The sequence below is a fragment of the Sphaerisporangium sp. B11E5 genome, assembly GCF_039871875.1.
In the GTDB taxonomy this organism is placed as follows: domain Bacteria; phylum Actinomycetota; class Actinomycetes; order Streptosporangiales; family Streptosporangiaceae; genus Sphaerisporangium.
In genome coordinates, this window is the sequence record NZ_JBDPMD010000013.1 from 40,541 (window position 1) to 65,662 (window position 25,122).

Sequence of the window (25,122 nt, forward strand, 5' to 3'; positions counted from 1 at the left end):
CCGACCAGGCCCCGTCCTCCCTGGTGGGGTGGGCACCGCCCCGGTGCCCACCCCGCCGCACGTTCCGTCACCTCAGAGGATCACCAGATGCGCCCGACCAGATCACGTACGACCACAGCCGCCGCGGCCACCGTCGTGGCGCTGCTCGCCGCGCTCGGCTTCCTCGCGGCCGGGGCCGGTCCCGCCGCGGCGGACGGCGAGCCCTCCTGGGAGGTCACGACGTCCTCCAACGACTTCGGGTCCGGCCGGCGGAACTACACCTACGCCCTCGACCCGGGCGGCCGGATCAGCGACGGTCTCGTGGTCGCCAACCACGGCACCGCGCCGCTGCGCCTCACCGTGTACGCCGCCGACGGCTTCACCGGCGAGGACGGCCGGCTCGACCTGGTCGCCGAGGACACACGGTCCACACGCGTGGGGGCGTGGGTCCACCCGGAGCGCCCCGACGTGACGGTCCCGCCCGGCGAGTCGGCCGAGGTGCCGTTCACGGTCGTGCTTCCGGACGACGCCGCGCCCGGTGAGTACATGGGCGGCATCGTCACCTCGGCCGGCGGGGACCGGCGACTCGGGATCCGCGTCCGCCTGCGTGTGGGCGGAGAGCTCAAGCCGGGCCTCACGGTCGAGGACCTGCGTGTGGGCTACGCGGGCACGTCGTTCGGCACGGGCGACGCCACCGTCACGTACAGGATCCGCAACACCGGGAACACGATCCTCGCCGCCCGGCAGGCGGTGTCCCTCTCCGGCCCCTTCGGCCGCTTCGCCGTGCGGGCCGGCCAGGTCGGCGACTCGCCCCGGCTGCTTCCCGGCGAGACGTGGGACGTCTCCGTGCCGGTGCGCGGAGTGGTCCCCGCGCTGAGACTGACGGGCACCGCCACCGTCGTCCCGCTGCTCACCGACGCGGCCAACTCGGTCACCCCGCTCGCCGCCGTCGAGACCACGGCACAGACCTGGACCATCCCCTGGGCGCCGCTCGTCGTCCTCGTCGTCCTGTGCGCGCTCGTCGTCGCGGGCCTGGTCGCCCGCCGCCGTGCTCCGCGTTGACATGTGACCAATAGGTCACATATCTTCTCGTCGTGGCTGACGACGATCTGGTGTTCAAGGCACTGGCCGATCCGACGCGCCGTTTCCTGCTCGACCTGCTCTTCGCGCGTGACGGCCGCACGCTCACCGAGCTGGAGTCAGGGCTGGAGATGTCGCGCTTCGGCGTGATGAAACACCTCCGGGTGCTGGAGGAAGCGGGTCTCGTCGTCACCCGCCGGTCGGGCCGGGAGAAGCTGCACTTCCTCAACCCCGTGCCGATCCGGCTGATCCACGACCGGTGGATCGGCAAGTACACCGAACGCCAGGCGTCCGCCCTGGCGGACTTGAAGGCGGAGCTGGAGAGCACAGATGAGTGACGACGACACGACCGTGCAGGTCTACCGCGTGTACATCAAGGCCCCCGCGCACACGATCTGGGACGCCATCACCAAGCCGGAGTGGACCGCACGGTACGGCTACGGCGGCCTGAGCGAGTACGACCCGCGCTCCGGCGGCGGGTACGTGGGCCGTGCCAACGCGGGCATGATCGCCCATGGCGCCCCTGAGGTGGCGGCCGACGGAGAGGTCATCGAGTTCGACCCGCCCCGCAAGCTGGTACAGACGTTCCGCCTGCTGATGGACCCGTCCCTCGCCGCCGAGGGCTTCACCCGCCTCACCTACGAGATCACCGAGAGCCCCGGCGGCGTGTGCGCGCTGACCGTCGTCCACGACGTCACCGGCGCCCCCGGCATGGCCGCCCTGATGCGCGGCGACTTCGACGCGACGGGCGCCGGCGGCGGCTGGGCCTGGACCCTCAGCGGCCTCAAGACCCTGCTGGAGACCGGCAAGGAAATGGCGTCGTGAGCACCGCCGCCACGGCACGATCGACCTCGGCCGGTCCGCTGCTCGTGGCAGGCGCCGTCGCCGGCCCGCTCTTCGTGGCCGCCGTGCTGGCCCAGGTCCACACCCGGGCGGGATTCGACCCGGCACGACACCCGTTGAGCTCGTTGGCGCTCGGCGACCACGGCTGGCTGCAGACCCTCAACTTCATCGTCAGCGGTGTCCTGACCCTGGCCGGCGCCGCCGGCCTGCGACGGTCGATGGCACCAGGCCGGGCCGCCACCTGGGGGCCCCGTCTCATCGGTGTCGGGGGCGCGACGCAGATCGTGGCGGCCGTCTTCCTCGCCGACCCGGTCAACGGCTACCCGGCCGGCACCCCTGACACGGTGACCTGGCACGGCGCGGTCCACTCGCTGGCCCCGGCCGTCGCCGGCGTCGCCGGCCTGGTCGCCTACGTGATGTTCGCCAGGCGCTTCCGCGGCGACCGTGAACACGGCTGGCTGACGTGGACCGTCGTCGCTCCCCTGGCCATACTCACCGCCAACGCGGCCTCCATCGCCGCGGCCGACTTCCGTCCCCTGCTGGTGGCCCAGACCGTCGGCGCGGCATGGGCCACCTCGATCTACCTGAAGTACCGCCGGGCCCTCCCCTGAGGGAGACCGGGTCGCGCGGGCTCAGCCTGCCTCTGCTCCCTCCGGCGCAGAGGTAGGGGCGGGCCAGGACCAGCGCGACGGCCGTCAGCAGGATCCCGGCGTAGACCGGCGCCAGGTGCCAGAAGTCGGTGTAGCCGATGTGCCAGTGCACCAGTACGGGAGGCACGTACCCGGCGAGCGCGGCCGTCGTCAGTGACCACCAGACCCAGGCGTGGCCGCGGCGCCAGCCCCAGGCGGTCAGCAGTGTCACGGCCGTACCCGTCGCCGCCAGCGCGCCGCCGAAACCGGCGCGGTCGTGGGCGACGAACGCCGGCAGGCGGGGGTTGACGGCGTGCAGGCCGGTGAGCGTGGTGCGGAGAAAGGCCAGGTCGCTGGGGACGAACACGTAGGTGAGACCCACGACGGAGATCGCCACCCCGCCGGCGAACAGGCCCGTTCCCGTGACGATCATGAGGAGCTGGCCGAGAAGCGCCCGTCGCCGCTGAGACTCCGGGCCCTCCGGCGCCGAGGTCCACCGGTGACGGGCGGGGGCCCGGCGGGTGGCGAGGACGAACATGGGGAAGAGCACGACGGTGACCGCGACGTGCAGGGGCTCCACGAAACCTGACGCGAGGAAGTAGAACACCGAGAGGAACCCGATGAGGCCGGAGGCGAGACAGGCGTGGCGCGCCCACGGCCGGCCGGCCCTGATCCCGCCGACGGACAGGCCGGCGTAGAGGACACCGAGCGCCACCATCGTGCCGGCCATGGTGAGCCTGTCGTGCCGCAGGAAACCCACCAGGTCGTGACCGGCGGCGCGCAGGCCGTCGACGTCCATGCCGAGGAAGTCCTGGTCGTACCAGAGCAGGACCGGGCCGAGGGTGATGGCGGCCGCGCCGAGCCCCGCGCACACCATGCCGACGCCCATCCACATCCCCCACCACCAGGCGGGCCGGCGCCGGAGATCGCGGCCGGTCTCGGCTCGGGCCGGGAACTCCGGCGTCGCCGCCTCGGCCACCCGCTGGAACCAGCCCGGCCCCGCCTCGATCAACACCGCCGGCGTCGCCAGCACGGCCTTGCTCTCGTCCCGCAGCGCGGCCAGTGCGGCGGAGATCTCAGGACGGTCCAGGCGGATGAGGTCCGCGTCGTCGCGCAGGACCGCGTCGACGTGGGGAACGAGCTCCGCCGCCACCACGGGATCGTCCGTCCGCGCGAGTACCGGGCACCGCCGGCCGCCGGCCGCCCGGCGCACGAGGCCGGTCTCGTGCCGGCGCACCGGTGCCACCACGACCAGACCGGCGCCCTGCGTCGCCAGCGCGCGAACGGCGTCATGGGCGATCACCGGTGACACCGTCGCACCGACCCGTGTCCGCACGTGGACACCCGCGACGGTCCCGGCCAGCACCTCAGGAGGCTCCGTGTGGCCGAACGCTCCCCTTATGGCCCGGTGGCCCCCCGGCAGCGCACTCAGCACGGCCAGGGTCCGCAGCGCGGCGCGCTGGGATCGCCGTACACCCAGAAGCACCCCGGCGAGACGGCGCAACGGGTGGTAGGTCCAGTCGGGCATCAGGGCCTCCAGCCGAGAGTCGGTGTCATCGACCTCAGGACCGCTGGTCCGCGGCCTGTCGGCCATGGCGCGGCGGAGGTCACCTGTCGGTCCCCTGAAATCCGCATTTCCGGCTGAACGACCGGCAGACGTCCACGGCGTCGAGGAACACGAAGCAATATCTCCGCAATGACTGCTGAACGTCGCGGCGGCGTACCGGCCCCTGATGTACCGGGTGTGATTGCATTCCTTCCCGTCCGCCGGGTGAACAGTACGCGGCCCCCATGTGGCACCCGGCGTTTTCATCCGGCACAAGAAGGAGTTCGCCCATGTTCGTGAAAGCATCGCGACTGCTGCTCGCGGGTTTCGCCGCGAGTGCGGTGATGACGGCCACAGCACTTTCCACCCCGGCGTCCGCGTTCGCTTCCGACACGGGGGGCGCGCGTCAGGTCGTCGTCACCGCGCTCGACTACAACAGCACAGGCTGGGCATACCTGCAGGTCCCGCCGGCGGGCAATGTGCCCCTGTTCTACGAGCCCGGCTTCGACGACAGCACCTGGAAAAGAGGGCAGGCAGGGTTCGGGACCCCGGTGGGCTGCCCCGTCAACAACCCCGCCAACGTCAAGACACCCTGGGCCGTGAACACCGACATTCTGGTGCGGCACTGGGTCCACATTCCGCGGGACGCTCAGCGGGTCCGTATTCAGGGCACGATCGACAACGACGCGCAGGTCTATTTCAACGGGCATCTCGTGCAGTCCGCCAAGAGCGGTCACTGCAACGCCGGCGCGATCGACGTCGTCGTTCCGGCCCGTTATCTGGGCTGTTGCAACCTGCTCGCCATCCGCGGGCACGACTACGGCGGCGCGACCTACCTGAACGTCAAGGTGACCTACGAAATGCCGTGACGTCCCGCTGATCGCCTCATCGGCAGGTGGCGCCGTTGAGCTGGAAGACCGTCGGGGAGGGGTTGGCGCCCTGGTGCGTGCCGTTGAAGCCGATGCTGACGCTGCGGCCTGGGGCGATGTCCCGGTTCCACGAGAGGGCCGCGGCCGTCACCACTGATCCGCTCTGCGACCACTCCGCTCCCCAGCCGTTGGTCACCCGCTGTCCCGGATCGGCGTAGGCGAAGGTGAGCCTCCACCCGGCGACCGCGGTCGTGCCGGTGTTGGTGATCGACACCGACGCCGTCATGCCGCCGGACCAGCCGTACGCGCTGTACGTCACGCGGCAGTCGCCCGGCGGCGTGGGGGTGGGGGTGGGAGTGGGGCTCGGCCAGATGATGTCGTTGTAGACGGTGACCTGGATCGACCCCGACGGCGGGCTGTCCGCGCCCCACCGGTCGACGGCCACGACGTACAGGGTGGCGACGCGCGTCCTCTGGTTGTACGGCGGCCAGTCCACGTAGAACGCGCCCTCGAGGACGTCGGGACCGAACGTGGCGACCTTGATCTTGGTGCCGTTGCGGTCCTCGTACACCTGGTAGCAGGCGAGCCCGTCGGGGTCGGTGGCGGCGGCCCAGCGCAGGCGCACGTAGTTGTTGACCACCTGCACCATCTCCGGCGTGCCTGGCGCGGTCGGCGGTGTCCGCGGCGGGCTGCTCGGCGGGTAGGTCCGCGGGTCGTAGCACGGCCACCCCAGCGACGGAGTGGCCCCCGGCGAGGAAGGAGGCGGCGGCGGCGTCGTACTGACCATGCCTCCGCCGGAGGAGGCGCTCGCCACCGCCGGGATCAGGAAGGCCGCGGCGATCAGTAACGCCACCGCCCAGGACACGGTCAGTCGTACCTTCATGGATTCGCCCTCCTGTGGCCCGGATGCCCGCCGAACACGAGCATGCGAGCGGCGCGTGGCCAGGTCAACGGGGCGGACAGGACGGTCGAAAGGTGGGCAGGTAGAGGGCACGACGAGGACGCCGAGCCCAGCGCCGTCATGAATTTTTCACCGTCCGGCGCCAGGCTCAGGCGAGATCAGCCCCGATGATCTTCCCGACGTCGCGCTCCGCCGCCGCCGTCATCGCGGCGAACGGGGTGACGCCGAGCCCGCCGGGAACCGTCGAGCCGTCCAGCTCCACCCCACCGACGTCACGCCGGACTCATGTGGCCGGCTTCCTCGGGCTCGCCGGAGGAGCTGTGCGCCCGGGCCGGGAGGAGCAGGGCGGTGACGACCACGACCACGGACAGGACCGCGCCGATGATGAAGGCCAGGCGCATGCCGTCGAGGAGGGCGAGCATGTCGGTGGCTCCGGCGGACTTCGCGGCGTCGGCCCGCGCGCTCATCACGGTGATCACGAGGGCGGTGCCGAAGGCCGCGGCGACCTGCTGCAGCGTGCTCAGGATCGAACTGCCGTGGGAGTAGAGGTGGGCGGGGACCGCTCCGAGGGCGAGGGTGAAGACGGGGGTGAAGGTGACGGCCAGGCAGATCATCAGCAGGGCGTGCAGGGCGAGGAGCTGCCAGTACGGCATGGTCATCGTGACCTGGGTGAACCCGGTGAGGGCGAGCGTGATCCCGATCGCGCCGGGGATGACCAGGACCCGGCCGCCGAACCGGTCGAACAGACGGCCCACGGTCGGGCCGAGCAGCCCCATCGCCAGGCCGCCGGGCATCACGAGCAGGCCGGTCTCCAGGGCGCTGAGCCCGCGGACGTTCTGCAGGTACAGCGGCAGCAAGATCATCGAGCCGAGCATCGCCATGAAGGCCACCGACATCAGGATGAGCGAGACGGTGTAGGTGCGGTGGCGCAGGGTGCGCAGGTCCATCAGCGGCACGCCGTGCTTCTGCAACCACAACTGGCGGAAGACGAAGATCGCGATGGCGGCCAGGCCGGCCGCCACGATCGCGGCGGCGACGCGCAGGTCACCGCCCTCGAACCGGCTGAGCCCGTAGACCAGGCCGCCGAAGCCCGCGGCCGCGGTCACCACGCTCAGCCAGTCGATGGTGCCGGGCTTGGGCTCGCCGACGTTCTTGAGCTGCCTCAGCCCGCCCCAGGTGATCAAAGCGGCGATGGGGAGCACCACGGCGAACAGCAGGCGCCAGGACCCGAACTGGAGGATCAGCCCCGAGACCGCCGGCCCCATCGCGGGCGCGACCGAGATGGCCAGGCTGAGGTTGCCCATCACCCGCCCCCGGTCCCCTTCCGGCACCACCTGCATCAACGTGGTCATCAGCAGCGGCATCATCACCGCCGTACCGGACGCCTGGATGATGCGGGCGCCCAGCAGCACCTCGAACGACGGCGCGACCATGGCCGCCGCCGTGCCGAGCAGGAACAACCCCATCGCGGTGGCGTACGCATGGCGCGTGGACACCCGCTGCAGGAACCACCCGGTGATCGGGATGACAGCGGCCATGGTCAACATGAAGGCGGTCGAGAGCCACTGCGCGGTCTGCTCGGTGATGTGCAGCGCCTCCATCAGCGGCGGGATCGCATTGATCATGATCGTCTCATTGAGAATGACCACGAACGTGGCAAGCACCAGCAGCCGGATCACGGCAGGCGTGCGACCTGGGACGACGGCCTCGGCCTTGGCAGGCGAGTCAAGCTGAGGGATGGACACGGCACCTCAATCTGAGTTGTCGGACATATGTGATCACGGCCGGCGTCCCAGCCTTGGGACCCACAAGAAGTTGTGGTCATGTTCAGAATGACCGACACCACCGACAAAAACTCAGCGCCCCCACCCCCCACCCTCCAACAAACGCCACGAAATGGCACGCGATTTTCAGCGACCAGTCCGAACCGGCCCAGCGGACGAACAAGGACCGCGCCCGGTGGAGTGCCGGACGCGCGAACCCGAGACGGGAGTCCGCATGAAGCTGGTCATCAAGGTCGCGGCGCCGCTCGCCGCTCTGCTCCTCGCAGCGGGAGGGGCGGGCGCATCGGTGGCGGTGGCCGCCCCCTTACCGCCGAAAGATCCCTACCCGGCCGTCAAGATCGACACCACGATCTGCAAGCTTGAGGCGCTTCGGGTGAAGAAGGCCCAGATCAGGCGCGACTTCGCCGCCAAGAGATACGACCGGGCCGCGGACGCCCTCGCCAAGGGCGTGGGTTCCCGCGACGATTTCCGCAAGGCCGAGACGGACCTGGCGAAGCTGGACATCGAACTGACCGACGCGAAGTACGCCGAGGCGAGTTGCCAGCTCAACAAGGGCGTCAAGCCGAAGCAGTCCTGCGAGGCGATGTCCCTGGAGCTGAACCGGCTCCTCGACCAACTGGCGAACCGCAAGAAACTGGAGGAAGCCGCCAAGGACGCCTACGAGAGGGCCAAGACGGTACCGAAGCCCGTCGTCGAGCAGCTGGAGATACTGGACGAGGCGGCGCGGATCGCCGAGATCGAGCGCCAGGAGACCGAGCAGGCCGTTCAGGACCAGCGCGACCTGATCAAGGCCGACCCCGCGTGCAAGGACTTCCGCAGCGAGCGCCCGGAGGTCCTGCCGTCACCGCGGGAGGTCCCGCCGGGGAATGACGGGCCTCCTGCCCCGGCGCCCACGACGCAGCCGACGGTCACCGCCGCCCCGACCGTCAGCCCCGGCCCGGTGGACACGCTGACCCGTTGAGACTCTGAATGAGCGAAAGGCGGCGCACCCCTGTGAGGGACGGCGTGGGAATGAACTGCACGGGGTCGTCCGGGTCGGTACGCAGAACGGCGAACCGGTCGAGCAGGATGTTCAGCGCCACCCGTCCCTCCAGCCGGGCCAAGGGGGCCCCCAGGCAGAAGTGGACGCCGCGGCCGAAGCCGAGGTGGGGGTTGGGGTCACGGCCGGGGTCGAAGACGCCGGGGTCGGGGAACTGGCGTGGATCCCGGTTGGCCGCCGCGAGCCAGACCATGACCATCTGGTCGGCCGGGATCGTCACGCCGCCGAGCCGGGCCTCGCGAGTCGTGGCGCGGCCGAGGAGGGCGAACGGCGTCAGGAACCGGATGGACTCCTCGATGACGGCCGGCACCGAGGAGCGGTCGGCGCGCACCTTGTCCTGCTGCTCGGGGAAGGCGTCCAGGCACAGCACCGTGTTGCCGAGAAGCATCGTCGTGGTGATGTGTCCCGCGAGCAGCAGGACGATCGCGAAGTTGACCACCTGCTCGTCGGGCAGCCGTTCACCGTCCACCTCCGCCTCCACCAGCCTGGTGAGCAGGTCGGCGCGCGGCTGCCGCCGGCGTTCGGCGGCGTGGGCGGCGAGGTAGGCGGACATCTCCTTCCACGGTTTCATCGTGGCCTTCAGGTCCGCGCTGCGCTCCTCGGCGGTCCCCTTGAGCGAGATGTCGGCGTCACGCTGGAACAGCGCGTCGGCCCACTCCTTGAACAGGGCCCGGTCGCCGCTCGGCACCCCGAGCAACTCGGCGATGACGATGACCGGCAGCGGATAAGCCAGGTCACTCACGAGCTCGAACCGGTCGCGCTCACGCGCCGCGTCGAGCAGCTCATGGGTGAGCGCGGCGATCCTCGGTTCGAGATCCGCCACCACCTTGCGGGTGAAGGCGCTGCTCACCAGCTTGCGGAGCTTGCCGTGCTCCGGCGGGTCGATCTGGGTGATGAACCCCTTCAGCGAGAAGTCGTCCTCGCTGGGCAGCAGTTCCTTGGGAACCACGCGCATGGTGTCGGAGGAGAACGTCGCGGGGTCACCGAGGACCTCGACCAGCTCGGGGTACCCGTACACGTTCCACAGCCCGGTGCCGGCGTCGAACTCGACCGCGGGGCCCGACCGGGGCCCGTGCAGCCAGAAGAGCCGTTCGGGGATGTCGTACCGCTCGATGACGTCGGACATCGCCTCTCCTTGGTCGAGGACCCCTCTACTGGTATACGTCAGAGCCGCGCATCTCAGTAGTACCTCTCGGCGTTCCTCCCCCGAGCCGCCTGCCGGCGATCCGGGGACGCGCGGTGTCGCGCGGCCACGCTCGTCGTCGGGTCCGGGCAGCAGGCGTGATCACGCCGTGAGGCTTCGCCGCAACCGGTGAAACCTGGTCGAGGGTGCCGTGAAACCGGCGCCGTCGAGAGTGAAGCCATGAGCATCACAGAACTCAGACGTACCGGGGGCGGCCCGGGCCCTGACACGGGCAGCGATCTGGCCGTACGTGCGGAAGGGCTCGTGAAGACGTTCGGCGGGCATCGTGCCGTCGACGGGATCGACCTGGCAGTACGCCCGGGTGAGATCTTCGGCGTCCTCGGCCCGAACGGCGCCGGCAAGACCACCATGCTTCGCATGCTGGCCACCCTCTTGAAGATCGACGCGGGCCGTGCCGAGATCTTCGGGGTCGACGTGGCCGGCAACCCGCACGTCATCCGCCAGCTCGTCGGCGTCACAGGACAGTACGCGTCGGTCGACGAGAACCTGACCGCCCGCGAGAACCTTTGGCTCTTCAGTCGCCTCCAGGGCATCGCCGCGTCGCGCGCCCGGCGCATCGCCACCGAACTGCTGGCCCAGTTCGGCCTGGAGGACGCCGCCGGCAAACCGATCGCGCAGTTCTCCGGCGGCATGCGCCGGCGCCTCGACCTGGCGGCCAGCCTGATCACCAGGCCACCGCTGATCTTCCTCGACGAGCCGACCACCGGTCTCGATCCGCGTACGCGCGGCCAGATGTGGGACACCATCCGCGGTCTGGTCACCGACGGCTGCACGGTGCTGCTGACCACGCAGTATCTGGACGAGGCCGACCAGCTCGCCGACCGCGTCGCCGTCATCGACCAGGGCCGCAAAGTCGCCGAGGGCACCCCGGACGAGTTGAAGACCGCGGTCGGGAACTCCACCCTCCAGTTGCTGCTCGCCGAGCCGGGCCAGGTGCGCGCCGCCGTGGAGGTCGTGCGGGGCGTCCTCGGCTCCGAGCCGGTACTCAGCCCGGAGCAGGGCCGCCTCAACGTCGCCCTCGACCAGGCCGATCTGGCCGCGGACGTACTGATCGCGCTGCGCACCGCCGGGGTGTCGATCTCCTCGGTGAGTGTGGCCAAGCCCAGCCTCGACGAGGTGTTCCTCGCCCTCACCGGCCACGGGACGGACGGGGACGACAGGACCGGCACGGAGGAGAACCGATGAGCACCATGATCACACCCGTGCGTGAGGTGGTCAGGGCCGCCGACCGCGTGGCGGCCGCCCGGCGGCGCGTCTCCCCGGGGGAGACACTCGGGCAGACCCTGATGATGGCGTGGCGGGCGGTCAAGAAGATGCGCCGCAACCCGGAGCAGTTCTTCGACGTGGCACTGCAGCCGATCCTGTTCACCGCGATGTTCGCCTTCATCTTCGGCGGCGCCATCGCCGGCGACGTGCAGAGCTACCTCCCGTTGATGGTCCCCGGCATCCTGGCCCAGACCGTGCTGACGACGTGCATGGCCACGGGCACGCAACTCCGCGAGGACATGGAGAAGGGGGTCTTCGACCGGTTCAAGTCGTTGCCGATCGCCCGGATCGCGCCGCTCGCCGGCCCGATGGTGGCGGACCTGCTCCGCTACACGATCGCGGCCACCTTGACCTTCGGCATGGGCCTGGTACTGGGCTACCGCCCGGGCGGCGGAGCGGGTGGCGTGCTCGCCGCGATCCTGCTGTCGATCTTCACGGGCTGGTCCCTGGCGTGGATCTTCACCTGGGTCGGCACGATCGCCAGGAGCACCCAGGCCGTGCAGGGCATCTCCCTGATGATCCTCTTCCCGCTGACGTTCCTGTCGAACGCGTTCGTCCCCATCGAGACCCTGCCCGGCTGGCTGGCCGCGTTCGTACGGATCAACCCGGTCTCACACCTGGTCACGGCCGCCCGTGACCTCGCCAACGACGCCCTGGTCAGCAGTCAGGTGGCCTGGACGCTCCTGGCGAGCCTGGCCGTCATCGCGATCTTCGCTCCGTTGTCGGTGCGCAGCTACAAACGGCACATGTGACCGCGGGCCGTCACGGCCGGAGACCCGCTCGACGAGGCTGCGCGCCTCGTCGAGCAGGTCGGCGCCACGCCGGTCGCCGTACCCGGCCCGCACGGCGGCGATCATGCCGGGCGCGGCCCGCTCCGCGTACGGTTCGATCCGCTCGAAGGTCATGCTGGGCATGCCGCTCTGGTACGCGAACCGCTCGGCCAGCACCAGGAACCTGATCGCCTCGCCGGGAGCCATGGCTTCCCGCAGCAACCCCCAGGCGCCGAGCGCGAAGAGCACCGAGCCGCACAGGGGGTAGTCGGGGGCGGGGGTTCCCACGCTCAGCACGTCGAAGCTCCGGACGGCGGAGAACAAATCCTCGCCGTACCGGACGTCCTCCGCCGGGGCGTGGTACGCGTACGCCGTGAGAGCGACCGACACCGCGGCGATCGTCCACGGCGTGAACTCCGTGGGTGGCATCCCGGGCAGGCGCAGATCACGTGCCCGCTGGACGGCCACGCGGTACTCCGCGAGCGCGGCGGCCGTCTCGCCGCGGGCGAGGGCGAGCTCGGCCGCGCACAACGAGACGATCGCCATCCCTCCCAGCACCGCCTCGTTGTCGTTCATCCCTTTGATCTCGGCGAGCTCGGCCGCCGCGGTGCCGAGGTCGCCGTCGGCGAGCGCGGAGATCAGCAGCACCGCGCGTAGCTGTGTCTCGTCCTCGGTCGCGCCGAGCCGGCGCAGCACCGGGATGGCGGTCCGCGCGTGCCCCACCGCCCGCCGGCGATCGCCGTGCTTCACGAGCAGGTGGGCCAGCACGGCGCGCGTGATCGCGGTGGCCCACGGACCGTCGTCCTCACGCAGCATCGCCAGGGCCTGCTCGGCGGCCTCCGCCGCCCCGGTCACGTCGCCCGAGTTCTCCAGGAAGTGGACGTTCATCTGCGTCGCCGCCACGGCGACGTCACGGTCGGTGCTCCGGCACAACATCGCCAGCCGGCGGCCCACCTCGGTGGCGTCGGGCGCGTCGCACGCGTGCAACACCCTGGCCATCGCCGCCACGCGAGAATCCGTCGCGTCACTCAGGGGCAGCGTCCAGAGGAGATCGCGCAGCGGATCGCCGCGCCGATCGCTGAGGATCACGGCGTTCATGAGCGTGATCAACAGGGCGGCCCTGGTCACCTCGACGAGATCCGGGGGCGGCATCCAGCCGCCGACCACCTCGATGATCGCGTCCCAGTGCACGAGGATCCGGGTGTGGTCCCCACGGATCGACCACAGCGTGCCGACGCCCACCAGCAACTGGACCGCCGTGGCGGGATCGGACTCGCCGAGTGCCCGCCGGAGCAGATCGGCGAGGTTGCCCTCCTCGGCGCGCAACGCGTCGGCCGCCGCGAACTGCGCCGGGCCGAACACCTCGTAGGCGTGTTCGCGTGCGTACCCCGTCGCCCAGGCCCGCTGCGCCGTCCGGGCGAGTTCCTCCTCGCCGGCCTGCCTCAACCGCATCTGCCCGAACTCCCTGACGGTCTCCAGCATCCGGTACCGGAGGCCGAACGCCGTCTCACGGACGCTCAGCATCGACTGCTCGGCCAGCGCGCCCACGACGTGCAAGGCGTCCGGGCCGAGCACATGCTCGGCCGCGGCCAGCGTGAACCCGTCGCCGAACAACGACAACCACCGCAACGCCCGCCGTTCCGGCTCGTCCAGCAGATTCCACGACCAGTCGATGACCGCGAGCAGCGTCTGGTGCCGGTCGGGTGCCGTACGGTTCCCGCCGCGCAGCAGGGCGAACCGGTCCGCCAGGCGCCGCGCGATCTCCTCCACCGACATGACCCGCACCCTGGCGGCGGCCAGCTCGATCGCGAGCGGCAGGCCGTCGAGGCGGGCGACGACCTCCTCGACCACCGCCTCGTCGATCCGCACACCTGGGCGGGCGGCCGTGGCGCGCTGGCGGAACAACTCCACCGCGTCGTCCGTGGGCAGGTCGCCGAGCAGGTAGACGCGTTCGGCCGGGATCGACAAAGGGGCGCGCGAAGTGGTCAGCACCCGCAGGTCGCGGGTCGTCACGGTCAGGAACGCCACCAGATCGGCGACCGCCTCGATCACATGCTCGCAGTTGTCGAGGATCAGCAGCGACGGAGCCTGGTCGAGATGCTGAGCGATCCGTGCCCGGACGTCGGAGCGCTGCTCGGTGTTCAGGACACGCCGCCCGCTGACCGAGTCCCGCACGCCGAGCGCCGACCCCACCTCGCCCACCACGCCCTCCGGCGAGGAGACACCGACCAGCTCGACGAAGTGAGCGACAGGCTGCGCGGCGTTCCTGCCAAGGACATGAGCCAGCCGCGTCTTGCCCAGCCCACCAGGCCCGATGATGGACACCACCCGGTTGGTCTGCAACATGGCGTGCACCGCACGGATGTCGCCGTCGCGACCGAGCAGCGAGGACCCGTCGAACAGGATGCCCTCACGCACCGGCCGATCGGCGGCGAGGAGCTCGGCGTACACACGGGTCAGCTCAGGCCCCGGATCGGTGCCGAGCCGCGCGGCCAGACCCGTGCGGTACCGCTCGTACCTCTCCAGAGCCGCGGCGGCGCCACGTACAGCGGCCTCGCTGCGCAGCAGGCAGGCGAGCACCTCCTCGTCGTACGGCCGATCGGCCGCGGCCTCCTCCAGCAGCGGCAGCGCGCCCTCGTGCGCGCCGCTCCGGCCACGCGCGATCGCCGCGACCCGCCGCGCCTCCGCCACCCATCCCGCCGCGACCCCCCTCAGCTCGGCGAGTGCCCCCGTGGCCCCGTCCACCCCCCCACCCAGGAGCCCCATGGCCTCATCGGCCCGCCGCCCCGCGAGCACCATGTCGTCCGCCCCCAGCGCGGCTCGTGCCTGCTCCACCAGCACGCCGAGCATCAGCACGTCCACCTGGCCGTCGGCCAGCCCGAGCCGGTACCCGCGCGGCATCCGCACCACGGCATCGGCACACGTCGCCGCCCGCGTACGCGAGACCACCACCTGCAGCGCCTTCGCCGGGTTGGCCGGCGCCCCCGCGGGCCACAGCTCCTCGACCAGGCGCTCGTCACCGACCCCCGCACGCCCGTGCATGGCGAGCACGGCCAGCAGGGTCTGCGCGCGATCACCGACCACGGGCACACCCTGCCACCGAACGCCGTCGAGCAGGACCAGTGCGGGGGACACACCCTCAGCTTACGGACGAGACACCCTTGAGGAGCATGACCGCGTGCGGTCCTGAGGTCAGGAGGTGAGCAAGGTCAGGCCGTACCCCCGCAGGATCTCGTTGAGGGGGACGTAGTAGGACCGGCCTCCTGTGGCGCAACTCCCCGAGGCGCCGAGGAGGATTCCCTGCAGGTGACCGCCGGCGATGAGAGGGGAACCCGGCCTGCTGCCCGGCTCGGCGCAGACGCTGGTCATGATCAGGCCGTACACGGTGCCTTCCGGATAGGTCACCGAGGCGTTCCTGCTCAGCACGGTGCCGCACCGCCACCCTGTCGTGCCGCTGTACCCGCAGACCGAGGAACCGACAGGGGCCGGGGTGCTGCCGCGAACCGGGATGTCGGAGCCGCCGGGGACTCTGAGCACACCGAGCGGTTGCCAGTCGGAGGTCACGCCGACCCAGGCCCTGGAGGAGCTGGGGTAGGTCGAGGCCCGGACGGTCCCCACGACCGTCCCGTCCTGGGTGCGCACGACCTCCCCCACAGGACCGCAGATCCCGGAGGTGACGAACCCGCCCTGAACGGTGGCCCCGACCATGCAGCGGCCGTTGGTCCCGAAGGAGTCCCCGACGCGGATGGGAGAAGCCTGGAGCCGGGCCGTCCCGGCGGACGCCACGCCAGGACTCAGGAGAAGCAGGCTGGTGATCAACAGGAAAGAAATCCGCCGCATCATCAATCAACAGTAAATTTCACAAGGACAACTGCCAACGGTCATCCTGCCGTTCCCGGAGGCGTCAGGAGCGGGCGTCGATCAACCGGGCCGCGAGGGCGGACGCGGCGAGAGCGTCGGGGTCGCCGGTCCTGGCGAAGGAGTCGACGGCGGTGTCGGTGAGCTTGATGACATGCTCGTCCCCGTGCTCGACCGCTCGGTGCAGCGTCTCACCGGCCGGGTCACCCACGTCCGGCGCCTCCGGCAGCAGTTCCCGGGGTACGGCCCGGGCGGGCTCGTACATCGCCACGATCGCGGCGCTCGCCGCCCAGACCGCGGACAGGCTCGGCGCCCACAACGCGCGGGGCAGCACGGGCAGCGTGTGCAGGACGGCGTTGGGCGCGGTGGCCGTGTGGACCAGCAGCACCGGGCTGCCCTTGCCGTACGCCAGGTAGCGGACGGTGGCGGCGTCGATGAGGTCCATGAGGCGCGCGGGCACGTCGTCGTCATCGGCCGGCGGGCGCAGCGCCGCCAGGGCCGCCGGCCAGCCCGGTACACCGGCCAGGCGCGGGATGCGGAAGGCGATCAGGCCGGACTGCTCCGGCAGGTACGGTATCCCGGCGAGTGCCCGCGCGGCGTCCTGCTCCCCGGCCGGCTCGGTGAGGCCGGGCAGTGTCCGCCACCGTCCCGCCCAGAACGCCAGGCCGTGGGCGAGCTCGTCCCGCGCCACCTCGGTCTCGGCGGCCAGCAGCGCACGTACGGCATGGCCCACCCGGATCACACCGTGCGTGGACCCGGCCGCGATGCCGGGCAGCAGGCGCGGCCACCAGGTGGCGAGCACCTCCTGCCACGGCCGCTCGGCCAGGCTCCTTGAGAAGAACCGGGTCCAGTCCGGGATACGCCGGCCGTCGCCGAGTGCGTCGCGCCAGTTCTCATGGCCGATCGGCTGTGCGCCGACCGGGAGCTCCATGAGCCGGGGGACGTAGCCGTCCACCCAGTGCGGCACGTCGTCCCCGTAGCCTCGCCGTACCAGGACCTCCGCGACCATCGGGCCGTGGTTGGTCAGCCCGTGGTTGCCCTCTTCGTCACCGCCGAACTCCGGGCCCATGCGGTGGAGCCGGTCATACGCCTCATTCAGCACATCCCTTACCGTCACGCTCTCTCAGCCCCCGAAAGCCGCCGCTCTGGATCATCACCCGCATGCCCACCCTGCCAACCGTTCAGCACAGTGGCAACCGCCTATGCCGCGCCGGAGTCGTCGTCCTCATGACGGCGGCGGCCTCGCTCGGGACCGCGCTGCTGATCCGGACGCACGAGTCCCCGCTGCCGTTCACCCTGGCCGGGGCGATCTGGCTGGTGTGGTCCGGCTCCGGACCGTTCACCGGCTGGCCTACCTGGTGGTACGCGCACCGCTGCGCGAACCCGTACTGGTCGAGGCGTCCTACTGGGAGACTCCGGCGAGCGGGTTGCGCCAGGATCTCCGCGGTTACACGCTGGTCGGCGTTCAGCTCGTGATCGCCGCGGCCGCCGTGCTCGCGCTAACGCCACGGTACGGACATGGGATCTCACGACACTCACCCGACGCGGCGAACCGCTGGCGATGCATCGCACCGATGTCACGCACGTAGCGCTGGCCGGCGCGTGGGGAGCTCTGCGCGTCCTCAGTGCCGAACGCGCCGGAATCGTCCGGACCTGCGATCTCGCCACCCGGCAGCCGCACGGAACGTTGGTGATCGGCCCGCGTCAGGCGCTGGCGTTCGGCCACCTCGACGAGAAGCCGACCGTGGTGGCCGCCACATTCCAAGCGTTACGATTCTGGGCGATTCCCTCCCCTTAGCTACCGCTTAGCTACCGCAGCCACCGCAGGGCCGCGTCGACGCAGTCCTCGGGCCTGCTGTTGAAGGCGATGGCCGCGTCGGGCGCGTGCCGCCGGACCAGGTTGACCACCTTCTCGAAGAGTTCGAGCAACGGCTCGTCCTTGCGGAGACCGCCCCCGATCACCACGCAGACATAGTCGTCGCCCGTCAGCGCCTTCTCGATCGCCCCCTCAGGGTCCTGGTCGAGCGCCACCAGGCACCAGTCGGCCTCGACACCATGATCGTCGAAGGCGGCCCGGCCACGTGCGATCGCCGCCTGGACCGGCTCGGGGTCCCAGCCCTCGATCTTCGCGGGATCAAGACCGACCACCAGCACTCGCCCCATTGTCACGCGTCCTCCTCTACGGCGACGAGATCCCCACCCTTGCGATAGTTGTACGCCATCCTTCGCCCCGTATCGTCCCCACCAGTGATCCCCGGCGGCGCGAAAGAGGACCGGCATGACCGACGATGCGGTGCGACGCGTTTTCCAGGCAGTCGATTCGTTCGACGCCGACGAGTTCACGCGACTGCTGGCCGAGGACGCCACGCTGGTGTTCGGCAACGCCGAGCCGCTGGCGGGACGCGAGGCCATCACCGCCGGGTTGAAGGCGTTCTACTCCACCATCGGCGGCCTGCGGCACCGAATCGTCAGGCACTGGCAGGTGGACGCCGACATCATCGCCGAGACCGAGGTGACCTACCAGCGGCTCGACGGCAAGGAAGCCCGCGTCGTGGCCGTGTCCATCTGGCGCACCCGCGACGACGGCCTGATCTCGGACTACCGCATATTCGTCGACCTCGCACCCGCCTACGCGGCCCAGGTCCCGGTGAGACCGTAGGACCTCCCGGCTGCCCAGAGGCTCACGCCGACCAGTGCCGGTGGGCACCGTCCAGGACCGGCACTCCTGCCCATTCCGCACGCCGGACCGGTGTACGGCGGCTACCGGTGCGGACGATCTTTCTTGAGAATGGGGGCATGAGTCCCGACATCACCCCCTTTCGTATAGAAATCCCCCAGGCGGATCTGGACGACCTGCGGACGCGACTGAACCTCGCCCGTTTCACCGATGAGGTGCCCGACGCCTACGGCGTGAGCGTCAAGCGGGTCCGGCGGCTGGTCGAGTACTGGCGCGACGGTTACGACTGGCGTGCCTGGGAGGCCCGGCTCAACGCTTATCCGCAGTTCACCACCGACATCGACGGGCAGCGGATCCACTACCTCCATGTACGATCCGCCAAGCCGGACGCGCTGCCGCTGATCCTCACGCACGGCTGGCCCGGTTCTTTCGTGGAGTTCCTCGACGTCATCGAGCCGCTGTCGAAGGACTTCCACCTGGTCATCCCGTCACTTCCTGGGTTCTGCTTCTCCAGTCCGATCACGGAGAGCGGCTGGGGAACCGTACGCACCGCCCGGGCCTGGGCAGAGCTCATGGCACGCCTGGGATATGAACGATACGGTGCCGTCGGCAATGACGGCGGCTCCATGGTGTCGCCGGAGATCGGCCGCATCGCCACACCCAACGTGGTGGGCGTGCACGTCACACAGATCTTCTCCTTCCCCTCCGGCGACCCCGCCGAGCTCGCGGACCTGACCGAGGAGGAACAAGCCGCGATGCGGGTGCTGCAGTGGTTCTGGGAGGAAGCCGGCGCCTTCAACATCCTGCACTCGCAGCAACCGCAGACACTGGCCCACGCCCTCGCCGACTCACCGGCCGGGCTACTGGCCTGGAACGCCCAGCTCTTCGACCACGACCTCGACGACGACTTCGTGCTGACCAACGTCACCCTCTACTGGCTCACCGGCACGGCAGGCTCATCGATCCGCTTCTACTACGAAAACGCCAAAGCCACCCCACCCCCGACCGAGCCGACCACGACCCCGCTCGGCCTCGCCTCCGCGAAGGGCGACTTCCAGTCCATCCGACGCTTCGCCGACCGTGACCACAGAAACATCGTGCAGTGGCACACATACGACACCGGCGGACACTACGCGGCCCACGTAGCCCCCGCCGTCTACGCGAATGACGTCCGAGCCTTCTTCTCCACCCTCCTCCAGAAGTAACGGCCCCCCGCCCCGACCAGGGCGAACGTGCCGTCGCCCTGGTCGCCCGTCGTGAAACACCACCCGGAGCCGTGCAGCACGGCCGCCACCACGATGCCGAACAGGTGCCCGGCCCCACCAGGGTCGTTCTCCCCGTCCGGATACTCGATCTTCCCCATCCATCAATGCTCACCATGGGCCTAGCGCCACAGACAAGCCGTCACCACAGGCATACCGTCCTCGTCACAGAACGCGGGCTCCTCCACCAAGTGACGGAAGACGTCGGGCACCGAGTCGAGCACCCCCGGCCACGGCCCGTCGTCCACATACGGGCTCATCGCCGCCTCGTGGTCGAAGCCGCAGCAGCGGTCCGCTCAGACCCACCTCGAGGACCAGCTCCCAGGGTGGCTCCCACAGAGGTGGAAGGCGCCGCGTGAACACAGACCGGCCTCAGTACAGTGAAGGCAGAACTCGCGCGACCGCGTCGTTGAAGCGGTTGGTCTGCTCGACCCGTCCTGCGCGAGGCGACGGGACGCCAGGTCAAAACTCAACCGATCTCAGTCGACCAGGCCGGCGCGGTAGGCGGCGATGGCCACCTGTACGCGGTTCGTGACGGCGAGCTTGTCGAACAGGTGGGAGATGTGGCTTTTGACGGTGGCCTCGCTCATGTTCAGGCGGGCTGCGATCTCGGTGTTGGAGCGGCCGAGCCCGACCTCAGTGAGCACCTCGCGCTCGCGGCCGGTCAGGGCCTCCAGCCGGGCGAGCGCGTCACGGCGGCGCCGAATGGGCTGGTCGGTGGTGAGCCGATGGATCAGCCGCCGAGTGACCCGCGGGGACAGCATCGAGTCGCCGCCGTGCGCGAGACGGATCGCCCGGATCAGGTCGTGCGGCGAGGTGTCCTTGAGCAGGAACCCGCAGGCTCCCGCCTCCAGGGCGGTGAAGATGTGCTCGTCGCTGTCGAACGTGGTAAGGATGATCACCGCGGGTGCCCGGGTGAGCCGGCGGATGGCCCGGGTGGCGGCCAGGCCGTCGTACCCGGGCATCCTGACGTCCATCAGGACGACGTCGGGCCCCAAGCGGCGGACCGCGTCGACGGCCCGGTTGCCGTCCTCGGCCTCGCCCACGACCTCCACGTCGGGTGCGGACTCGATGATGAACCGCAGCCCCGCGCGGATCAGCGATTCGTCGTCAACCAGCAGTGTCCTGATCATGTGATTCCCTTGGGGATGCGTCCGCGGCGTGCCACGGCAGCCGACCCTCAAGACGCCAGCCTCCCGCATCGTCCGGCCCGCCGCGCACCGTTCCGCCGATCAGCCGGAAACGCTCCGCCAGGCCCACCAGACCGACCCCGGCACCGGTCTCCGGACTCGGCTGGAGCGATCGTCCGTTGGCGACCGCGATCGTGACGCCGTCTTCCCTGCTCCCGGTCACCGTGACCGTGACCGGGGCCCCGTGGGCGTGCTTGTGCGCATTGGTCAGGCCCTCCTGGACGAGGCGATGCGCGGCTCTGGCCGTTTCCGGTGGCCACCCGCCGATATCGCCGTGCAGGGTGACGTTCCCGCCGGCCGATGCCCAGGAGTCCACCAGCCGCCGCAGGTCGGGGAAGCCGTCGTCGTCATCGTCGGGGCCGGCGCGCAGCACGCCAAGGATCTTGCGCAGCTCTTCGAGCGCCTCCTGCGCGCTGACCCTGATCAGCGCCGCCTTCCGCTCGACGCGCTCCGGTCCTGCGCTCGCGTTCACCTCCAGGCCGCCGGCGTGCAGCGAGATGAGCGCGACCTTGTGCGCGAGCACGTCGTGCATCTCCCGGGCGATCCGGTCGCGCTCAGCGGACCTTGCCTGCTCGTTGCGCAGACGCTGCTCGGTCTCGGCGCGTTCGGCGCGCTCGCGCAGCGATCGGGTCAGCTCGCGGCGGGTGGTGGCGTACGCCCCTGCTGCCAGCGTGATCCCGGTGGCGATCACCGCCGAGATCAGCGCGTCCGTGCCCAACCGGCCGCCGTCCACCCACTGCTGGGCCAGGAACCCCGCCATGCCGATCGCCGCCAGCGCCAGGAAACGTGTGCCCGCGCCGGAGAACAGGCTGATCAGCAACGGCCCCGGATTGCCCGACAGCACGTACGCGCCGGCCCCGACGACGGCCACCGCTACCGGCCACCGGCACCGGAACCACACCGCACCAGTGCCTGCCAGCCCGGCGGCGGCGATGACGGGTCGCGGCAGCGGCGCCCACGGCGTCTTGACCGCCAGGACGGTGAGGAACAGGCAGAGCGCCACGGATGCCGCGCTGATCGCGCGCGGCCCGAGCGCGGCCACCCGCCGCAGCGCCGCGCGGTACGACAGCATCGGTCCAGCGTAGCCAGGGCGGCGGCGCACCACCTCATACCGGGGTCGGTGCCGGACACAGGGTGGTCTCCGACTTTCGTCGAAGACGCCTATGGCCGCGATGGCGATGCGGCCGCACCATCGCCGGCCGCATCGTGGATGGCCTCGACAAGGTCAGGAGTCGTCCTGTGTATGTCTTCCGTCCGATGCTCGTCGCGGCGTGCGCGGCGCTGATGATCCTCGTCCCGCGTCCCGCCGCGGCAGCTACCGATATTCCCGATGAACGTGCTCTGGCAGATTTCTTCGACGCCGCGATGGCGGACGGGCTGGCGGCCAACCACGTGCCGGGCGCGGTCGTCTCGGTGGTGGGCGGTGGGAAGATGCTCTTCAGCAAGGGGTACGGACTGGCCGACGTCGAGAACCGCAGGCCCTTTGACCCGGACACCTCAATGGTCCGGATCGCCTCGATCACCAAGCTGTTCACCTGGACCGCGGTGATGCAGCAGGTTCAGCAGGGCAAGCTGGACCTGAAAGCGGACGTGAACCGCTACCTCACCGCGTTCCGGATCCCCGCGACCTACCCGCAGCCGATCACGCTGCAGGACCTGATGGACCACACGGCCGGGTTCGAGGACCGCACGATCGGTGCGGGGGCGCGGAGCAAGGACGACGTGCCGCCCTTGGGGGACCATCTCGCCGACAACATGCCCGCGCGGGTACGCCCGCCCGGCGAGGTGTCGGCGTACTCGAACTATGGGGCGGCGCTGGCCGGATACATCGTGTCGCGGGTGAGCGGGCAGCCGTATGACGAGTACGTGCGCGACCACATCCTCGACCCGCTCGCGATGCGGCACAGCACGGCCGCCGAACCCGTCCCCGCCCCCTTGGCCGCGGATCTGGCGCGCAGCTACGACTACGAGGGCGGGGCGTATCGGCGCAAGCCGTTCGTCTTCGACAACCTCGCCCCCGACGGGTCGATCAGTGCCACCGCGAACGACATGGCCAACTTCATGATCGCTCACCTGCGGGACGGACGCTTCGGCGATCAGCGCATCCTCGACGAGCCGACGGCCCGGCTCATGCACCGGCGGACGTTCGCGGCCGATCCGCGCATCGACGGGTACGCCCACGGGTTCAAGGAGCAGACGCTCAACGGGCATCGTGTGCTCATGCACGACGGCGGCTGGGAGGGCTTCCAGAGCGCGTTGCTGCTGGTGCCCGACGCCGACCTCGGCCTGTTCGTCTCCACGAACAGTCCAGGCGGGGCCGACGCCGCCACCAAGATCATTCCTGCCTTCTTCGACCGCTTCCTGCCCGGAAAACGTGCCGTGCCCGACGGCGGTGCTTCCGTCACGCCTGTTGAAGGCTTCTACAAGCTCACCCGGTCCGCCGAGTCCAGCATCGAGAAGGTGGTCGCCCTGACCGGTTCCACCCGGCTGCGGGTGAAGGACGGGAAGCTCACCTTCAGGGGCTCGACGTGGAGCCCGCTGGGGCCCGGGCTGTATCAGCAGAACGGCGGCACGCAGCGGCTGGCGCTGGTGACCGGCGGGAGCGGTGTCGCGTACGTGGCCACGGACGGCCCCGCCTACCAGCGCGTCCCCTGGTGGGACACCCCGCCGGTCAATGTCGTCATCGTCCTGCTGTTCGCCGTCACCGCCCTGACCGCCGTACTCGGCCTGCCGGTGGCCGCTGTGGTCCGCCGGGCCAAGAAGCGTCCCGTTCGGCGTGTCTGGCGCGCCGGCCGTGTCCTGGCCGGGCTGGCCGCCGCGGTCGGACTGGTGTTCGTCGTCCTGTTCACGCTGGTCCTGACCGGCGACACGAGCATCCTGTACGGCGTGCCGACCAACGTCCAGGTCCTCCTGGTGCTGCCGCTGCTGGTCCTCGCACTCACCGTCGCCGCGATCGCCACCACCGTGAGGGCCTGGCGGCACGCAGGCGTCCTGGCCCGCGGCCACCAGGTGGTCGTGCTGGCGGGGCTGCTCACCCTCCTCTGGTTCTGCCGGCACTGGAACCTGCTCGGTTGGCACCTGTGATCACTCGACCGCCCGGCTCAGCAGCCGGACAGGTGCCGCGTGGCTGACGGTTGATCTACCAGCGGCCAGGTACTTCCCGAAGGCCGAGGATGTGCCGAGGCGGAGGTGTTGCGCTGCGGCAGATCCTCAATCGGTCGCGAGATCAGCTTCGGCAGCCTGCTTGATGTGCCGGTTCCGGATCAGGATCAACTTGGGCATGTAGTGACGGAGAGCCAGCATTTCAGCGACCCTCCCAAGAGGACCGAGAGGTGCGGCGAATTCAACGACGTCGCTCATTACCGTACCGCCGTGGCCGTCAGGTCGAAAACAGTGAGCGTGGTACCAGCGTTCGAAAGGGCCTGACACCTGCTCATCGACGAAATATCCAGGGCGATCGTAAGCGCTGATCGTAGACGTCATCCGCCAACGGATACCGAAGTGTCGCGCCTGCCACGTAACGATATCGCCCAGCTTCAAGCTGCCGGTGGTCACACCTCCGACCGCTTTCTCGGAAGATCCTGCCATTGATGCTGTGTGAACGTCCACGTCCAGCGAGATATCGAAGACTCGTTCCGGAGGGGCCGTGACATGCGTGACAATCTCAAAGCTCGGCATGCGTCAAGCCTAAGGCAGCGCACTCTAGTGGAACCTCCTGGGTTGCTTCCTGCCTTCCCGACAGATGCCGCGCGGGAAGCATAAACCGCATTAGCAGCTCGGATCCGGCCCGTCCCGATCGGTTCAACCTGGACCAAGGACGCGGCCATTCCGTCTGGAACGGCATGGACGGCGGTGAACTGCAACCGGGAGCCGGAATCATGGTCGAGACGTTGAGAGCAGAGCCTGGGTGAATGAATTAAGAGGCCTGTTCGTATGGCTGGGTGGGTGCTTTCGTGGACGTCTACGGCCACTTGCTGGAGGGCGACGAGCGGGCGGCGCCGGAGGCGATCTCCGGAGCCCCCGGAAAGATCCACGCGGGTGGCTCCAGGGTGGCCCCCACAGAGGTGGAGGGCACCACGTGAAGGTGGAAAGCAAGAAGGCCCGTCCCCAGTTTGCCTGGTGACGGACCTTCGTGGCTGGCGCGGCCGAGAGGACTCGAACCCTGAACTTCTGATCCGTAAGGAAGGGCAGACGCACCTCGTCCTCAGCTTCCCGGCCTGCCAGG

General features: G+C 70.0%; 25 protein-coding genes and 1 pseudogene. 13 read left to right on the top strand and 13 right to left on the bottom strand.

Features of this window, described 5'->3' with window-relative positions:
- Positions 1–87: 87 nt before the first annotated feature.
- Genes ABGB17_RS15125 through ABGB17_RS15140 form a run of 4 tightly spaced genes read left to right on the top strand, consistent with a single transcriptional unit; the run spans position 88 to position 2,513 of the window.
- Complete coding sequence (locus tag ABGB17_RS15125; protein ID WP_347629742.1) at positions 88–1,041, top strand: DUF916 domain-containing protein; 954 nt, start codon at positions 88–90, stop codon at positions 1,039–1,041.
- A 32-nt stretch (positions 1,042–1,073) separates the two neighbouring features.
- Positions 1,074–1,397: a metalloregulator ArsR/SmtB family transcription factor gene (locus ABGB17_RS15130; protein WP_347629744.1), complete on the top strand. Its 324-nt coding sequence runs from the start codon at positions 1,074–1,076 to the stop codon at positions 1,395–1,397.
- The gene (locus tag ABGB17_RS15135) at positions 1,390–1,884 is read left to right on the top strand and encodes an SRPBCC domain-containing protein (protein ID WP_347629746.1); all 495 of its coding nucleotides are present in this window, start codon (positions 1,390–1,392) and stop codon (positions 1,882–1,884) included. Before ABGB17_RS15130 ends, ABGB17_RS15135 begins: the two co-directional genes overlap by 8 nt.
- A complete protein-coding gene (locus ABGB17_RS15140; protein WP_347629748.1) occupies positions 1,881–2,513 on the top strand; it encodes a DUF998 domain-containing protein in 633 nt (210 codons plus the stop codon). The genes ABGB17_RS15135 and ABGB17_RS15140 overlap by 4 nt, the downstream gene beginning before the upstream one ends.
- Here ABGB17_RS15140 and ABGB17_RS15145 read toward each other — a convergent pair.
- Positions 2,395–4,125: a hypothetical protein gene (locus tag ABGB17_RS15145; protein ID WP_347629750.1), complete on the bottom strand. Its 1,731-nt coding sequence runs from the start codon at positions 4,123–4,125 to the stop codon at positions 2,395–2,397. The genes ABGB17_RS15140 and ABGB17_RS15145 overlap by 119 nt on opposite strands.
- Positions 4,126–4,367: 242 nt before the next feature.
- Here ABGB17_RS15145 and ABGB17_RS15150 point away from each other — a divergent pair, with 242 nt between their 5' ends.
- Complete coding sequence (locus ABGB17_RS15150; protein WP_347629752.1) at positions 4,368–4,946, top strand: hypothetical protein; 579 nt, start codon at positions 4,368–4,370, stop codon at positions 4,944–4,946.
- A 16-nt stretch (positions 4,947–4,962) separates the two neighbouring features.
- On the opposite strand, the gene ABGB17_RS15155 is transcribed toward ABGB17_RS15150, so the two are convergent.
- Together ABGB17_RS15155 and ABGB17_RS15160 are read right to left on the bottom strand one after the other, a co-directional pair.
- A complete protein-coding gene (locus ABGB17_RS15155; RefSeq protein WP_347629754.1) occupies positions 4,963–5,829 on the bottom strand; it encodes a cellulose-binding domain-containing protein in 867 nt (288 codons plus the stop codon).
- A 290-nt stretch (positions 5,830–6,119) separates the two neighbouring features.
- On the bottom strand, positions 6,120–7,592 hold the full coding sequence (locus ABGB17_RS15160) for an MDR family MFS transporter (protein WP_347629756.1): 1,473 nt from the start codon (positions 7,590–7,592) through the stop codon (positions 6,120–6,122).
- 253 nt (positions 7,593–7,845) lie between these two features.
- Between ABGB17_RS15160 and ABGB17_RS15165 the strand changes: the two genes are divergently transcribed.
- Entirely contained in the window at positions 7,846–8,592 is a 747-nt protein-coding gene (locus tag ABGB17_RS15165) for a hypothetical protein (protein ID WP_347629758.1), read from the top strand.
- Here ABGB17_RS15165 and ABGB17_RS15170 read toward each other — a convergent pair.
- The gene (locus ABGB17_RS15170) at positions 8,558–9,796 is read right to left on the bottom strand and encodes a cytochrome P450 (RefSeq protein WP_347629760.1); all 1,239 of its coding nucleotides are present in this window, start codon (positions 9,794–9,796) and stop codon (positions 8,558–8,560) included. The two genes, ABGB17_RS15165 and ABGB17_RS15170, sit on opposite strands and share 35 nt — an antisense overlap.
- 237 nt (positions 9,797–10,033) lie before the next feature.
- Between ABGB17_RS15170 and ABGB17_RS15175 the strand changes: the two genes are divergently transcribed.
- Positions 10,034–11,059, top strand: coding sequence for an ATP-binding cassette domain-containing protein (locus ABGB17_RS15175; protein WP_347629762.1), 1,026 nt, complete (start codon positions 10,034–10,036; stop codon positions 11,057–11,059).
- Positions 11,056–11,892: an ABC transporter permease gene (locus tag ABGB17_RS15180; RefSeq protein WP_347629764.1), complete on the top strand. Its 837-nt coding sequence runs from the start codon at positions 11,056–11,058 to the stop codon at positions 11,890–11,892. The genes ABGB17_RS15175 and ABGB17_RS15180 overlap by 4 nt, the downstream gene beginning before the upstream one ends.
- Before the next feature lie 1,689 nt (positions 11,893–13,581).
- Here ABGB17_RS15180 and ABGB17_RS15185 read toward each other — a convergent pair.
- The 3 genes and pseudogenes from ABGB17_RS15185 to ABGB17_RS15195 form a co-directional block, all read right to left on the bottom strand.
- Positions 13,582–14,952: pseudogene (locus ABGB17_RS15185) on the bottom strand (BTAD domain-containing putative transcriptional regulator); the annotation flags it as partial.
- Positions 14,953–15,102: 150 nt separating this feature from the next.
- Positions 15,103–15,753, bottom strand: a complete 651-nt coding sequence (locus tag ABGB17_RS15190) for a S1 family peptidase (protein WP_347629766.1) — start codon at positions 15,751–15,753, stop codon at positions 15,103–15,105.
- A 61-nt stretch (positions 15,754–15,814) separates the two neighbouring features.
- Positions 15,815–16,870, bottom strand: a complete 1,056-nt coding sequence (locus ABGB17_RS15195; protein ID WP_347629768.1) for a questin oxidase family protein — start codon at positions 16,868–16,870, stop codon at positions 15,815–15,817.
- Between the two features lie 459 nt (positions 16,871–17,329).
- Between ABGB17_RS15195 and ABGB17_RS15200 the strand changes: the two genes are divergently transcribed.
- Positions 17,330–17,566, top strand: a complete 237-nt coding sequence (locus tag ABGB17_RS15200) for a hypothetical protein (RefSeq protein WP_347629770.1) — start codon at positions 17,330–17,332, stop codon at positions 17,564–17,566.
- 11 nt (positions 17,567–17,577) lie between these two features.
- Here ABGB17_RS15200 and ABGB17_RS15205 read toward each other — a convergent pair whose 3' ends face one another.
- Complete coding sequence (locus ABGB17_RS15205; protein WP_347629979.1) at positions 17,578–17,931, bottom strand: hypothetical protein; 354 nt, start codon at positions 17,929–17,931, stop codon at positions 17,578–17,580.
- A 115-nt stretch (positions 17,932–18,046) separates the two neighbouring features.
- Between ABGB17_RS15205 and ABGB17_RS15210 the strand changes: the two genes are divergently transcribed.
- Both ABGB17_RS15210 and ABGB17_RS15215 read left to right on the top strand, forming a co-directional pair.
- Complete coding sequence (locus tag ABGB17_RS15210) at positions 18,047–18,427, top strand: nuclear transport factor 2 family protein (protein WP_347629772.1); 381 nt, start codon at positions 18,047–18,049, stop codon at positions 18,425–18,427.
- 137 nt (positions 18,428–18,564) lie between these two features.
- The gene (locus tag ABGB17_RS15215) at positions 18,565–19,650 is read left to right on the top strand and encodes an epoxide hydrolase family protein (RefSeq protein WP_347629774.1); all 1,086 of its coding nucleotides are present in this window, start codon (positions 18,565–18,567) and stop codon (positions 19,648–19,650) included.
- Here the strand turns inward: ABGB17_RS15215 and ABGB17_RS15220 are convergent.
- The 4 genes from ABGB17_RS15220 to ABGB17_RS15235 all read right to left on the bottom strand — a co-directional run bounded on the left by ABGB17_RS15220 (position 19,602) and on the right by ABGB17_RS15235 (position 21,969).
- A complete protein-coding gene (locus tag ABGB17_RS15220) occupies positions 19,602–19,808 on the bottom strand; it encodes a hypothetical protein (protein WP_347629776.1) in 207 nt (68 codons plus the stop codon). The genes ABGB17_RS15215 and ABGB17_RS15220 overlap by 49 nt on opposite strands.
- Before the next feature lie 21 nt (positions 19,809–19,829).
- Positions 19,830–19,967: a hypothetical protein gene (locus tag ABGB17_RS15225; protein ID WP_347629778.1), complete on the bottom strand. Its 138-nt coding sequence runs from the start codon at positions 19,965–19,967 to the stop codon at positions 19,830–19,832.
- Between the two features lie 219 nt (positions 19,968–20,186).
- Positions 20,187–20,840, bottom strand: a complete 654-nt coding sequence (locus ABGB17_RS15230) for a response regulator transcription factor (RefSeq protein ID WP_347629780.1) — start codon at positions 20,838–20,840, stop codon at positions 20,187–20,189.
- A complete protein-coding gene (locus tag ABGB17_RS15235; RefSeq protein ID WP_347629782.1) occupies positions 20,818–21,969 on the bottom strand; it encodes a histidine kinase in 1,152 nt (383 codons plus the stop codon). The genes ABGB17_RS15230 and ABGB17_RS15235 overlap by 23 nt, the downstream gene beginning before the upstream one ends.
- A gap of 167 nt (positions 21,970–22,136) precedes the next feature.
- Here ABGB17_RS15235 and ABGB17_RS15240 point away from each other — a divergent pair, with 167 nt between their 5' ends.
- Positions 22,137–23,981 (top strand): serine hydrolase domain-containing protein, encoded by a 1,845-nt coding sequence (locus ABGB17_RS15240; protein WP_347629784.1) that lies wholly within the window; start codon positions 22,137–22,139, stop codon positions 23,979–23,981.
- 126 nt (positions 23,982–24,107) lie between these two features.
- On the opposite strand, the gene ABGB17_RS15245 is transcribed toward ABGB17_RS15240, so the two are convergent.
- Positions 24,108–24,575 (bottom strand): SRPBCC family protein, encoded by a 468-nt coding sequence (locus tag ABGB17_RS15245; protein ID WP_347629786.1) that lies wholly within the window; start codon positions 24,573–24,575, stop codon positions 24,108–24,110.
- 263 nt (positions 24,576–24,838) lie between these two features.
- On the opposite strand from ABGB17_RS15245, the gene ABGB17_RS15250 reads away from it, so the two are divergent.
- Complete coding sequence (locus tag ABGB17_RS15250; RefSeq protein ID WP_347629788.1) at positions 24,839–24,979, top strand: hypothetical protein; 141 nt, start codon at positions 24,839–24,841, stop codon at positions 24,977–24,979.
- Positions 24,980–25,122: the final 143 nt, after the last annotated feature.